Annotated in this window: 11 protein-coding genes; all 11 read left to right on the top strand. The window is 32.5% G+C overall.

The features are described 5' to 3' along the window. The first annotated feature begins 332 nt into the window (after window positions 1-332). The 11 genes from glmS (at window position 333) to HYG85_RS02100 (ending at window position 14,652) form a co-directional block, all read left to right on the top strand. On the top strand, window positions 333-749 hold the full coding sequence (gene glmS, locus HYG85_RS02150) for a methylaspartate mutase subunit S (RefSeq protein WP_113675999.1): 417 nt from the start codon (window positions 333-335) through the stop codon (window positions 747-749). After that, window positions 749-2,140: a methylaspartate mutase accessory protein GlmL gene (gene glmL / locus HYG85_RS02145; protein ID WP_212692092.1), complete on the top strand. Its 1,392-nt coding sequence runs from the start codon at window positions 749-751 to the stop codon at window positions 2,138-2,140. Before glmS ends, glmL begins: the two co-directional genes overlap by 1 nt. A 1-nt stretch (window position 2,141) precedes the next feature. After that, the gene (locus tag HYG85_RS02140) at window positions 2,142-3,593 is read left to right on the top strand and encodes a methylaspartate mutase subunit E (protein ID WP_212692091.1); all 1,452 of its coding nucleotides are present in this window, start codon (window positions 2,142-2,144) and stop codon (window positions 3,591-3,593) included. A gap of 47 nt (window positions 3,594-3,640) precedes the next feature. Continuing rightward, on the top strand, window positions 3,641-4,900 hold the full coding sequence (locus HYG85_RS02135) for a methylaspartate ammonia-lyase (RefSeq protein ID WP_212692090.1): 1,260 nt from the start codon (window positions 3,641-3,643) through the stop codon (window positions 4,898-4,900). 196 nt (window positions 4,901-5,096) lie between these two features. Further along, window positions 5,097-6,458: an acyclic terpene utilization AtuA family protein gene (locus HYG85_RS02130; RefSeq protein ID WP_113676003.1), complete on the top strand. Its 1,362-nt coding sequence runs from the start codon at window positions 5,097-5,099 to the stop codon at window positions 6,456-6,458. Between the two features lie 24 nt (window positions 6,459-6,482). Beyond that, entirely contained in the window at window positions 6,483-6,800 is a 318-nt protein-coding gene (locus tag HYG85_RS02125; RefSeq protein WP_330619206.1) for a DUF4387 domain-containing protein, read from the top strand. A gap of 149 nt (window positions 6,801-6,949) precedes the next feature. Next, on the top strand, window positions 6,950-8,080 hold the full coding sequence (locus HYG85_RS02120) for a Gfo/Idh/MocA family protein (RefSeq protein ID WP_212692089.1): 1,131 nt from the start codon (window positions 6,950-6,952) through the stop codon (window positions 8,078-8,080). Between the two features lie 165 nt (window positions 8,081-8,245). Next, complete coding sequence (locus tag HYG85_RS02115) at window positions 8,246-9,127, top strand: hypothetical protein (protein WP_212692088.1); 882 nt, start codon at window positions 8,246-8,248, stop codon at window positions 9,125-9,127. A gap of 268 nt (window positions 9,128-9,395) precedes the next feature. After that, a complete protein-coding gene (locus HYG85_RS02110) occupies window positions 9,396-10,328 on the top strand; it encodes an alanine-tRNA synthetase second additional domain-containing protein (RefSeq protein ID WP_212692087.1) in 933 nt (310 codons plus the stop codon). A 349-nt stretch (window positions 10,329-10,677) separates the two neighbouring features. After that, window positions 10,678-13,767, top strand: coding sequence for a GNAT family N-acetyltransferase (locus HYG85_RS02105; RefSeq protein ID WP_212692086.1), 3,090 nt, complete (start codon window positions 10,678-10,680; stop codon window positions 13,765-13,767). A gap of 33 nt (window positions 13,768-13,800) precedes the next feature. Continuing rightward, window positions 13,801-14,652: an amidohydrolase family protein gene (locus HYG85_RS02100; RefSeq protein WP_212692085.1), complete on the top strand. Its 852-nt coding sequence runs from the start codon at window positions 13,801-13,803 to the stop codon at window positions 14,650-14,652. Window positions 14,653-14,710 lie beyond the last annotated feature (58 nt).

The following is a 14,710-nucleotide window of genomic DNA, read 5'->3' as shown; positions in this document are numbered from 1 at the left end:
GATACTAGAGTGAAATCGGTATCTCTTTTATTTTATTAAGTTATTTCTGATAATTCTTTATTTTATTAACTTGGGTTGAATTGATTTTGAAGTAATAATTATTCAATAAGTGGTTATAATTATTACATAATGGTAGAGGTGTGGATAAGTATAGTGTAATTCGTGAATTATTGTATACAATGCTACAAAAAAACAAGTGTTTATTTTGGTAAATTGTGCATAATATATAAAAAACCTATTGACATATCCTATTATTCATTATATATTAAGGGCATAGTTAATGTTAGGTATAACACCCTTAAAAATAATTGATTGTAATTTGGAGGGACAAAATGAATAATAAAAAGATAGTGTTAGGTGTAATTGGTGCAGATGTTCATGCAGTCGGGAATAAAATATTAGCATATGCATTTGAAAAAGCAGGGTTCAAAGTAATTAACTTAGGTGTAATGGTTTCACAAGAAGAGTATATCAAGGCAGCAATAGAGACTGGAGCTGATGCTATTTTAGTATCGTCATTATACGGACATGGAGAACTGGATTGTAGAGGACTTAGAGAAAAATGTAAAGAAGCAGGTATTGGCGATATTTTACTATATGTTGGTGGAAATTTAGTAGTTGGTAAGACACCTTTTGAAGAAGTTAAGCAGAAATTCTTAGATATGGGATTTAACAAAGTATATCCTCCAGGAACACTTCCAGATATATCTATTAAAGATCTTAAAGAAGATTTAGGAGTGAATGACTAATGGAAGCAGTATTGCTTATTGATTTTGGCAGTACCTATACTAAAGTAACTGCTGTAGACCTTGAAAATAAAGCTATTATAGGAACCTCAAAAGCATTTACAACAATTGAATCAGATATATGTGAAGGACTGAATAATGCTCTAGATAAACTTAAATCCCAGCATAAGGATTTATCTATAAAAGAAATGTTCGCTTGTAGTAGTGCAGCTGGAGGCTTAAGGATGGTAGCAATAGGCTTAGTTCCAGATTTAACTGCTGAAGCGGCTAAAAGAGCTGCACTGAGTGCAGGAGCTAAAGTGATGAAAGTATTTTCTTATGAACTTAATGAGAGTGAAGCAGAAGAGATAGAGAACATTAGACCAGATATTATTTTGTTAACTGGTGGGACAGACGGTGGTAATAAAGAGGTTATTTTACATAATGCTAAGATATTAGCTTCATTAGATACAAAAGCACCTATTATTATAGCTGGTAATAAATCAGTACAAGAAAAAGTTGCAGATATTTTAAGTGAGAAAGAGATTACTATATGTGAAAATGTAATGCCTGAACTTGATGTTCTTAACATTGAATCAGCTAGACTTGCTATAAGAGAAGTTTTTCTTAGAAGAATAGTCTATGCCAAAGGACTTTCAAAAGTAAAGGATTTAATAGAAGGTATTATCATGCCTACACCTTCTGCAGTATTGGCAGCAGCCAAGCTTCTAGGCGAAGGTACTAAGAAGGAAAAAGGTATAGGAGATTTGATAGTCGTTGACGTAGGAGGAGCTACCACAGATATCCATTCCGTAGCAGAGGGGTTACCCAGCAAAGGAGGGGTACTTTTAAAAGGACTTCCAGAGCCATTTGTCAAAAGAACTGTTGAAGGTGATTTAGGAGTTAGATATAGCGCAGATGCTCTAGTATGTACTTGTGGTATTGATGAGTTATTGAACAAGGCTGAACTGTCAGAGGATCAAATTAACGAGTATCAGCAATTTATTAAAGCTAACCCAGGATATATAACTGATAGTGATGAAATATTTGGGAAATTTGATTTTGGGCTGGCTTCATTAGCAGTAAAAAATGCTACTAAAAGACATGTTGGAACAATAGAAACACATTATACTCCTTTTGGAGCGACTTATGTACAGACAGGTAAGGACTTGACAACTGTGAGAAATATTATTGGAACTGGTGGTCCAATAATTAATTGTAAAAGGGCTAAGGAGGTTTTGAAAGAGTCACTTTTCGATCCTCTTGAACCAACAGTATTAAAACCTATGCGAGGTAAGATTTTTATAGATAGCAAGTATATATTTGCTGCCATGGGATTACTGGCAGTCAAGTATCCAGATATTGCACTAAGTATTATGAAAAATGAAATAAAACTAATTTTAGAGGTGGATTAATATGGAATTAAAAAATAAGAAGATGGATAGTAAACTTTTTAAAACTATACAGGATGAAGTACTTTTTCAGTGGTCAACAGGTAAAGAAGTAGATTTTGAAGAAGCGGTAAAATACCATGAAGCCATTCCAGAACATAAGATATTTTCCAGAAAACTTAGTGAAGCCAGTAAATTGGGTAATACACTAATTCAGCCAAGAGCAGGGGTTGCATTAGTTGATAAGCACATTGAACTTCTTAACTATCTAGTTAATGAAGGAGAGGCTGATCTACTACCTACTACAATTGATAGCTATACAAGACACAATAGATATAATGAGGTAGAAAAAGGAATAAACGAAAGTAGAAAAGCAGGAAGGTCACTTCTAAACGGATTTCCTGCAGTTAATCATGGCATATCTTTATGTAGAAAAGTTAATGAGTCTGTTAATGTACCAGTTGAAGTTAGACATGGTACTCCTGATGCAAGACTGCTTGCTGAAATAACAATAGCAGGTGGATTTACTTCCTTTGAAGGTGGAGGAATCTCTTATAATATCCCATATTCAAAAAATATACCCCTAGATAAAACTATATATGATTGGCAATATGTTGACCGCCTTATGGGTATCTATGAAGAGGCAGGTATTAGTATCAACAGAGAACCTTTTGGTCCTCTTACAGGAACATTAGTACCGCCGTGTATTTCTCATAGTGTTGCTATAATTGAGAGTCTACTTGCTGCTGAGCAAGGAGTTAAGAATATTACGGTAGGTTATGGACAATGTGGTAACTTGATTCAAGACGTTGCGGCTATAAGTACTATCAAAACACTTACAGAAGAATATCTAGAAAAATTTGGTTATGAAGATGTAGTTGTCACTACAGTATTGCATCAATGGATGGGTGGTTTCCCTCAGGATGAATCAAAAGCATTCGGCGTTATTTCATGGGGAGCAGCTACAGCAGCTTTAGCTGGTGCGACAAAAGTAATAGTAAAAACACCTCATGAAGCTATGGGTGTTCCAACTAAAGAAGCTAATGCAAGTGGTATAAAAGCTACAAAACAAGTTGTTACTATGTTAAGAGACCAAAAGATGGAACTTACTAAGGAACTAGAGGAAGAGAAGAATATAATAAAAGCTGAAACACGCTGTATCATAGACAAAACAATAGAACTTGGAGAAGGTGACATTGCTGTTGGAACTTTAAGAGCTTTTGCGGCAGGTGTTATAGACATACCTTTTGCACCTAGTAGACAAAATGCAGGAAAAGTATTTCCAGCTAGAGATAACATGGGAGCGGTTAGATTCTTAGAATGTGCCAATATACCATTTACGAAAGAAATCAAAGATTATCATTATAGCAAAATGCTTGAGAGAGCAAAATACGAAAAAAGAGATATGAGTTTCCAAATGGTTATTGATGATATATATGCAATAGGTAAAGGAAGATTGGTAGGAAGACCAAGATAATAATAGTAGAGATACTGTAATTGTATTCTTAGAAGGGAATGGAAAAAATGAAAATTGTAGACGTTATTCTATCGGAAGGAAAAACAGGTTTTTTCTTTGATGACCAGAGAGCCATAAAAAAACATGCTGTACAAAATGGAGCTACATATAGTGGGGAACCAATAACCAAAGGATTTAGTTCTGTAAGGCAGGCTGGTGAGGCAATATCAGTTATGCTTCTATTAGAAGATGGACAAATAGCTTATGGGGATTGTGCAGCAGTTCAGTATTCTGGGGCAGGTGGAAGAGATCCGCTATTTCTTGCAAAAGAATATATACCAATCATAGACCAGTATATTAAACCAGTATTAGTAGGTAGAGAATTAACTAGTTTTAAAGATTTAGCAGAAGAAATTGATAATTATGTATTGCCTTCAGGTGAAAGATTGCATACAGCTGTTAGATACGGGGTTACTCAAGCGGTTTTAGATGCTGTAGCTAAGAGTAAAAAAATGATAATGGCAGAAGTGGTTGCAGATGAATATGATACTACTGTTTCTAAGGTAGAGATTCCTATATTTATGCAATCTGGAGATGATAGATATAATAACGTTGATAAGATGATATTGAAAGGTGCTGATATTCTACCTCATGGGCTTATTAATAATGTTAAGCTGAAATTAGGTGAACAAGGCGAGTTGTTAAAAAAATATATCATGTGGATTCGTGATAGGGTTGTTGAAATAAGAGATAATAATGAATATCAGCCAGTTATCCATATAGATGTATATGGTACTATTGGACTTATCTTTAATAATGATTGTGACAGGATGGTTGAATACCTTAAGGAGCTTGAGGAAGCAGCTTATCCATTGACTTTGAGAATTGAAGGACCTATGGATATGGAAGAAAGAACAGCTCAAATGAAAGCTTTGAGTGAACTTTGTAGAAAATTGGATGATAATGGAGTTCATGTTGAAATAGTAGCTGATGAATGGTGTAATACATTTGATGATATAAAGTATTTTGCTGATAATGGAGCAGGACATATGATTCAGATTAAGACTCCAGACCTTGGTGGCATCAATAATACTATTGAAGCTGTTTTGTATTGTAAGGAAAAAGGAATAGGGGCTTATCAAGGTGGTACTTGTAATGAGACTGATAGGTCATCACAAGTTTGTGTGCATTTGGCTATGGCTACTGAACCAGTTCAGATTCTTGCGAAACCTGGAATGGGTGTGGATGAAGGATATATGATTGTTTTTAATGAGATGGAGAGGATATTGGCTATTAGGGAGATGAAGGAAAGAAATAAATTGGTTTAGTTTTCAGTTAGGGTAAGTCGGTCAGGGTAGAAAAGTGTACTAATCACTTGCCTTACCCTGGGAAGCGGTCGGTCTGCGTGATTAGTACACTTTTTACCCTTCGGCTGATTAATTGACGGATAGATTGTGGGTATAATAAGAATGTTTAAATAGATTAAGTGATTGGATTGAGATTTGAGAAAGGATGGATTTTATAATGAGTAGAGAATTGAGAGTGTTGTCTCCGACGGCTATATTGGGTTATGGTTTTCCTATGGAATCATTTGAAGAAGGTATGAAGAGAAAACCTCATGTTATAGCGGTTGATGCTGGTTCTACTGATCCGGGGCCTTATTATCTTGGAGCGGGAATTTCTTTTACTGATGAATCGGCTGTTAAGAGAGATTTGGAGATTATGATAAAGGCTGCAAGAGAGAATGGTATTCCTGTTATTGTTGGTACTGCTGGTGGTTCTGGTGGTGAGCCTCATTTACAGGAGGTTGTTGAGATAGTTAAGAGTATTGGTGAAGATAATGGTTTGGCTTTTAAGATGGCTGTTATACATGCTGAGATTGAGAAAGAGTATGTTATTAATAAGCTGTTGGATGGGAAAGTAAAACCTTTGCATCCGGTTCCAGAGTTGACCTTAGAAGAGTTGGAGAAGACAGAGCGTATTGTGGGGCAAATGGGGCTTGAACCTATTATTAAGGCACTGGAAGAAGGGGCAGAAGTTATTATTGCTGGTAGAGCATATGATCCTACTGTTTTTGCTGCGTTAGCGGTCAAGGATGGTTTTGATGCTGGTTTGGCACTTCATATGGGTAAGATATTGGAGTGTGCTAGTATTGCGGCTACACCTGGTAGTGGAAGTGATTGTATGTTTGGTTACTTGGGAGAGGATAATTTCAGGTTGGAACCTCTTAACCCTATTAGAAAATGTACTACTTTATCTGTAGCGGCACATACTTTGTATGAAAAGACTAATCCTTATATATTGCCAGGACCTGGTGGAATATTAGATTTACAGGATACTAAGTTTCATCAAGAAACAGATAATATCGTAAAAGTTACTGGTTCAAAATTTGTACCTTCTGATGTTTATACTGTTAAATTGGAAGGAACTAAGAAGGTTGGTTATAGAACGGTTTCAATAGCAGGGACTAGAGATAGTATAATGATTTCTCAGATTGAATCAATTATACAAGAAGTTAGAGATAGAGTAAAAGATAATTTCAAGAATGCAGATTATAAATATCATTTGGATTTTAAAGTGTATGGTAGAGATGCGGTAATGGGTTCTCTTGAACCAAAGAAAGAAATCACTAGTCATGAGATTGGTATTGTCATAGAAGCGGTAGCGGATACTCAGAAGATTGCTAATACAATATGTAGTTTTGCTAGGTCAACTATGCTTCATTATGGTTATGATGGAAGAATATCTACAGCTGGAAATTTGGCATTCCCATATTCACCTTCTGACTTTAAAGCTGGTGAGGTGTATGAATTCAGTATCTATCATATAGTTGAGGTAGATGATCCATATGAGTTGTTTAAGATTGATTATGTTAATGTGCAGTAATTAAGTAAGGAGGGATTTGGTATCATGAAAACTAAGTTGAAAGATATAGCAGAAGTAATTAGAAGTAAAAATGCTGGTCCTTATGAGTTGACTTTTGATATTATTTTTAAAGATTGGGAGATTTTTGAAAAAGCCTGTGAGAAAAAAATTATCAATGAGAAAGTTATAGCTGATTTGTATCATATATCTGTGGAAGATGTTATTAATATAATAGAATTCAAGCCAGCAAAAGCAATAAAAGCGACAATAGTCCGTCCTATGGCATCTGGGAGGTTAGGTGAGACAGATGTTTATGGTGCTCAACAGCATGCGCCTTTGGTTGATTTAGAGGTGGACTTATAGGTAACGAAAAAATAAAAAATATCATTAATAATTAAGCTGATTTATGCTATAATATAAGAGTTCCTAATTAATATTAGGAGCTTTTGTTTTGTCTTGAAGAAATTTGTGTTTTAAGGATTATTATTTTATAAATATAGGGAGGACTGCAAATGAATATTAATTATAATTTAGTAGGATTGGGATTCATTGGGAAAATACATTTGATGGCGATGAATAACTTTAACTTGTTGGATTTACCTATAGAGAGTCCTATTATCAAGAATCAGATAGTCACAAGAAATCCCGTTGATAGATTAAGTGTAGCCAAGTCATTAGGTTTTGAAAGAACTGTAGATTCAGAATCAATATGTTTTGGTAATGATGATATACAGTTGCTTGATATATGTAGTCCTAATATTTATCATAAAGATCTGATATTAAAAGCCTTGGAAGCAGGAGCTAATATATATTGTGAGAAACCTCTTTCTATGAATGATTCTGAGACTAAGGAAATATTGAATAGATATAGTAACAGTAAATCTAAGATTCAATTATGCTACACATTGAGATATATTCCAGCTTTTGCAAAAGCAAGAGCAGCTATTGAAAATAATGCCATCGGTGAGATTACTAGTTTTCGTATAGAGTATTATCATTCCTCATATCTTAATACTGATAAACCTTATGCGTGGAGATTGGATAAAGAGATTAGTGGAGGAGGAGCACTTTATGACTTAGGTAGCCATGCTTTTGACATATTACAATTTTTAGTGGAACCAGTTAAGGAAGTCATGTGTTTTACTGATACTTTTGTGAAAACCAGAAAAGATAGTGAAGGTAATGAAAAAACAGTTACAGTTGATGATTGGGCATTAACCCATGTACATACAAGTAGTAACATAAAGGGAACTGTTGAAGTATCTAGAATAGCAGTTGGCGATGATGGAATTAGAGTAAGAATCTACGGGACCAAAGGGTCAGTGTTTGTTGATGTCTATGATAATCCTCTAGATGTCAAATATTATAATTTCCTAGGAAATAAAATACATCTTCATGAAGATTATTATAATGATAATAGTTATTATAAGCATATGATTAAGTTTTATCCATCTCCTAAGATGTCTCAAGGGTTTTTTATGGATTCACACATAGCTTCATTAGCTTCATTCTTATATCAGATAGAAAATGATATTGTTGTTGATAAAGCCCCTTCAATTAATCAATGTAAAAATATTGAAGGTATTTTAGATGCGTGCCAAAAATCAGTTGATACTAAATCTTTTGAGAAAATTAGCATTTAGAGTGGAATTATATAGTATTATGTAAAAATATATGTGAATAAATACCTATATACATACATACTTATTACTAATTAACAACAATCAACTTATTTGTTATAATATGAAGGCTGTGTTTATATATAGCATAATATAAAATAAATTAAATAATATTAACGGAGGGTAACTATGAGTATTATCTTAGGTCTATTATCATTGATAGTTAGTATCGCTTTACCAGTAATCATAATGGTATTTACAGATTTTCAAGTAATTCATTTTTCATTGTTCTTTATTGTGCCAGTAGGAGCTATTGCAGTAGGTTATGTATGTGGTTTCGGATTCTTCAAAGGATTATTCTTATCCCATAAGAAGATAAAAGGTGCACATTTTTTCATTGGTGTGTTAATGGCAATTATTTGTCTAGTGTCAATTAAATATGCTACATATTATTTGACTTGTTTTGATGAACAAACTCAGGATATTGTTTATACTTTAGACGGAGACCATATTAGCAATTATGAGATAGATGGATATGGTACAATGACTTTCTTTAATTATAATAAATATCTAATAGAAAATACACCAATTACTTTTAGTCGTCGTTCACGTACTTTGGCAGAAGTATCTAATCCAACTTTTGGATGGATAATAGCTATAATTGATTATCTTGGTATTATAGCAGGTTGTTTATTATCTGGTTCAAGTATAAAAGGTAAAAGTGAATATTGTGATACTTGTAATAAGTATAAGAAGAGTAAAAAAATATTCAAGATCCCAAAAGCTAATGGAAAAGCTTTCTTTGATGAACTTGAAACATTAGTGAAAGATATGAATATGGATGTTTTCCTAGAAGAGATAATCCAAAAACATGTTAATAAAGGGGAGAAATTAGATGAATACTATGAATGTCATTTAGTTTATTGTGAAAGCTGTAGAACTGCATCTTTCAAATTCAAATTGTTTGAAAGGACTTCTAAGAATAAAATAGAAGAAAATAGTAGTTTCAATTACAATATCAAAGTTAATTATGATTTGGTAAGAAGTTACATCGATCAAAATGTAGCATAGTAACTAAATAGATATTCTATGATATATAGGGTCACAACAGTAGAATTAACATTAAAATCTTTATTGATTTTGCTCATCTTATTATCTATAATAAAAATAACTGTATCATTACTAGGTTTGTTATGATACTATGTTGTTAAGAATTGATAGAGGTGAAAGCGATGAAAAGTTTTAATATAGATACTGTATGTGTACCCTATATTTATTATATAGAGTATAATGGTAATACTGGGTCATCTTTTGGTGGCTATGTAAAGGAAGTGATATCATGGCTATAACATTATTGCAGGAAGCGTTGATGTATTCAGTTTATTTTGCACCTAGGGGGAGAAAAAGATTATTGAATCTAGGACATCAGATATCTCAGAGATATTTGAGTCCATTAGATAATCTTGTAGGTGTTATAGGTGATGCAGGAGCAGGGAAATCTGTATTTATCAAAGGTATGTTTCCAGGACTAGAGCTTACCAATGATGATGATGGGGTTAATGTAAGACCTCTACCATTATTGGATGGTGCAGATACAGGTTTTTTCAGTAGCCATACGTACCACATTGATGTTAGATTCGAATCAGCATTCACCCAGATATATATGTTAGCTGATGCAGTAAAAGAAGCTGTAAGCAATGGAAAGAGAGTAATTGTCGAACATTTTGAATTGCTTTATCCATATCTTAATATGAATGCAGATATAATTATTGGTATTGGAGAAGAAGTCATTGTGACTCGACCTAGTATATTTGGTCCATGTCCAGGGGATATCGCAAATATTGTTCACAAATCAATAAAATACAGAAGAATGGCTCATACAGCAGAGGATTTGACTGGTTTTGTTTTAGAAAAATTATTTGGATTTGAACATTGTGAGGGGCATAATGACGTAAAACATGGTTTTGTGCTTGAATTTGATACTAAACCAAATATAGATATCGATGTTCTAGAGGAAAAGACCAAAGAACTTATTAATAAGAATGTTGATGTGTGTTATGTTGATGACAATCATATATCAATAGATAATATTAAATTTCCATGTACTGGACCTAGAATACATCTAAAAAATTCTTCTGAAATAGAACATTTTAAACTGGTCAAGGAATTAAAATATAATCCACTGACTAATAGCTATGCATTAATAGGAATTATAGGTTTTGAAGAGAAAATTAATATTAATGAATTAAATAGTTTGAAGTATCATCTATAAGATATATATAAAATTAATACTTGAAATGGAATAATTTTCATGATATTATAAATAAGTAAATAAATAGAATTAGTAGAAAAGGAGGTCATGTAAATGTTAAAAACTAATATAAATACCGGGAAAAACAAACAATATAATATAATTGAACAACATGACCTGCAGTTGAAGGATACTGTCTATTTATGATAATAAGTTATATTTAGCTGTAGGTATAGAACCTACAGTTTTTATATATTAATTAATAAGTAAGATTACTGTAGTTTACACTACAGTTTTTTTATTATACAAAGCTGTAGATAATACGGCTTATTTTTTTATTCATTTTTAAGAATTAGAAGGGGGCAAAGCAATGAATGGAATCAAAATAGTAATGTATGACCACACATATGCAGAAGCTTTAGCTGATATGTGGAACCAAAGTGGACAGAATTGGGGAGGAGAACAGGTATCAAGAACAGCAGAAGACGTTATCAATGAAAATGAGAAAATGGGTAATATCTGTGCATTTTTAGCTCTTGATGGAGATGAAGTTGTGGGTTATTGTAGCTTCTCTGAGTATAAACAAGATGAAGGAGCTTCATATATACCCTTGTTGAATGTTAGAACTGACCATATTGGTAAGAAAATAGGTAAAACCCTTGTAAAAGAATGTGTCAAAAAGGCTATGGAATCCAAGTGGCCAAGACTTGACCTATATACTTGGCAAGGTAATGATAAAGCTGTACCAGTTTATAAAAAATGTGGATTCTTCTGGGAAAGAAGAGATGGAAGTACTCATCTTATGAATTTTATGCCGTATGTTATGCGTACTGAAGCTGTTAAAGAATACTTCAATACTTTTGATTGGTATGATGACAGTGTAAGGGAGATTAAGATTGAAAGTGATGGCAGAAGTGAAGGTGACTTCGAATATTATGAATACATGTGGGAAAAAGATGGTATCACTCTTAAGATGGAATTTGAGAAGAATGGTAGAGGTTTGACTTGTATTGAAACAGATGATTATAAAATAAAGGCAAGAGTGGATAAAAAAGATCTAGTTATCGGTAATGATTATAAGGTGCAGTATGAGTGCATTAACAAGAGCGGTAAAAATCTTGACATTGAGATTAAAGGGATAGAAGATAAAAATATAACTAATCATCTTGAATACAAAGGTAACATTAAGGATAGCAAAATTATTGATGGTGAATTTACACTAGATACAATACAGGAAGAACAGGATAAATATAGAACGCATCCATGTGTGACATCAATAATAACAATTAATGGATTGGACGCTACATTTAAAGTAGGAGTTTATCCTAACTTCCCAGTTAAGATGGAGATAGCTAACCAAAATGGATTAAAGAATTTAGAGGAAGAGATAGTTTGTTACATTAATATAGAAAACAATTTTGACGAAGAAGCCCATGTTGAGTTTTCTTTAATTGATGATGAATGGATTTCATTCAAAGAAAAATCTCAAGTCTGTTCATTGAAAGCAAAAGAAAAGAAATCACTGCCTATAGCGTGTATTCTATCAGATTATGGTTTTTACAGTAAAGAGGTGGAGACTAAAATCAACGCTTCAGGTAAAACCATTAAACATACTGTTAAGCTTAGAGGTTCTTTCAGAGGATGTACAGGAAGATATCATGGTGAAGATGATACATGTTACTCCATATATAATGGTAAATATTCTATATCCCTAATGAAAAAAGATAATGCAACTCGTTTTACTAGTATAGGGAAATATGGTGATGATGGTATATTCCTTAGAGCACCACAGATTGGTAAACCATATACAATAGAACTGTTCAACAAAAAAGCTGATTCAGTATCTTTTATTTCCAAAGAAGAATCAGAGATAATAAAGGCAACTTACCAATTAGAAGATTTCAAGAATATCGTTCTTGAGTACTATGTTGAATTATTTCAAAATGGTATAGCCAAGACATACTGTGAAATTAAAAATGTTTCTGAGGATTATACCTATAAAGAATTAATTTATTGTCAAAGAGCTTTTTATCTATTGAAGGATGTCTTATTACCAATGGATGGTAAAGTAGTTAGAACTCCTAATTTGGATGGAATATTGACAAAACAATGGGACTTCAATAAAGTAAGTGAAAACTGGATTTTTAGTGAATATAGTAACATTAAAACAGGTATTGGATGGCATAACAGTACTAAAATGAATTTTGATGAGGTATTTGTAATAGTTGATACAGAAATCAATAATCTGTTACCTGGAAAAAGCTTTATTACTGAGCCGGTAACATATACAATTGATACATTTGAAACATGGCAGGATTTTAGAAAATATATGGGAAATACTAAGGATATTAGTTATGGAAGTATCAAGCAAAGCTTTGAATGCAGAATAAATAATAATAATCCTTTTATAGAAAATGATTTAGAAGTTGAGTTTGAAGAGATTAGGAAAATACCTGCAGTTGGTTCAGCTAAGATAACATCCAAAAATAATCTGTTCCAATCTATAAATGAACCACTTGATTTTATTGATAATAAATCCATGCTAAAATGTTCTTATGAGAATAAATTTGATATGGATATCATAAAAATGAATGTCAGCTTAGATGTAAAAGATATTGAAAGAGAAAAAGCAGTATTTTTTAAAGGTACTCAGAATGTTGAGCCAAATATAAGTACGGTTCAAGGTAAAGAAGTTTATGAACTAGATAATGGAATAATTAAAATAAAAGGTTCACCTGATTTTTCTCAGGGTATCTATTCATTAATGTACAAAGACAATGAATGGTTGGATAATAGTTTTCCAGAACCAACTGTAAAGAGTTGGTGGAATTTTTGGACTGGAGGATATTCATACATCTCTAATAAACTTAGTTTTGCTTCATTAGCGAAAGAAAAGAAAAAAGCTGAATTCGTAAGCTTAGAGGATAACTTTGGAAATGTATGGTCGGGTATAAAAACTACCTTAGATATAGTAGAGAATGAGGAATACAGAGGTATTAGTATAGACCAATATTTCTTGTTGCTTCCAGGTGTACCTGTTTTATGTGATTTTCCGATCATAAGACAAAACAGTCCTAAGTATATAGAAGATCATCCTTTTGGACATATGACGTTCATTAAACAAGGAGACAATCTAGAAGATAACTGGATAGTACAGAGTGACAGAGGTGAGAAAACTATTTATAAATGTGGTAAAACAGAATTTGACCTATATTCTAATAATATTTCTGTTCATGGTTCTAATAATACTGAGTTCAGAATGATTTATCTAATAAATGATAATGAGCCAATTGAATTCGGTAATACTAATGGTATAGCAGTGGAGGCACATAAGAATTATGTTAGCTGTGATACTGGTACATCTATTATGCAGAATCCTTCATTCATAATTTTCAGTAAAGAGGATTTGAATGAAGTTATGTTAGAGGATTTATATAAAGTAAGATTTGATATATTATAATTAAGAATAAGAAATCTTTACAAGGAGAATTTTATGAAGATAATAGATGCTCATGTACATTTTTCAAAAATAGAATCTTTCATTCATACGGCAAATAATATTTCTCTAGTGGATTGTTCTTATGATGGATATTATGATGAATTTAATGAAAATGGTATAGCAGCTAGTATTGGTATGGGTGTTGAAGAAACCGGGGAAGGCAACTTCCCTGATACTTCATGCCATAATCCAATGATATTAGACTTAGAGAATGAAAGACCTCATAATATGTATGAATGTATAGGAATCAATCCAGTATTGCTAACAGGTATAACCAAAGATGAACAACTAGGGAAGATTGAAGACTATATCAACAATAATACTGTAGTTGGTATCAAATTATATGCTGGATATTATCATTATCATGTATATGATGATATATATAAACCTATTTATGAATTAGCTGTTAAGTATGGTTTGCCTATTGTAATACATTCAGGTGATACTTATTCCGAAAGAGGTCTTCTAAAATATTCCAAGCCTTTGGATGTAGATGAGATAGCTACTGTCTATAGAGATATCAATTTTGTCATAGCTCATCTAGGGGATCCATGGGTAATGGATTGTGCAGAGGTAATATATAAAAACAGTAATATATATGCAGATATATCTGGTTTAATAGTCGGGGATAAAAAACAAGTCAACTATATGATTAAACAAAAACTCTTCATGAATCATATTAAAAGAGCATTAGTTTATGCTAATGACTACAAGAAGATATTATATGGTTCAGATTGGCCTTTGGTAGACACTAAGGCGTATATTGGATTTGTTAAAAAACTAATACCAAAAAAATATTATAAGGATGTTTTCTATAATAATGCAAAAAGAGTATTCAACTTGTAGACCATGATTTATGGTATAATATTAATATCAAATACTAAAATACTAGAGAGGTAAAAAC

Origin of the sequence: Vallitalea guaymasensis (assembly GCF_018141425.1) — a bacterium.
In the GTDB taxonomy this organism is placed as follows: Bacteria; Bacillota; Clostridia; order Lachnospirales; family Vallitaleaceae; genus Vallitalea; species Vallitalea guaymasensis.
This window is presented reverse-complemented; position numbering and strand designations above follow the sequence as displayed.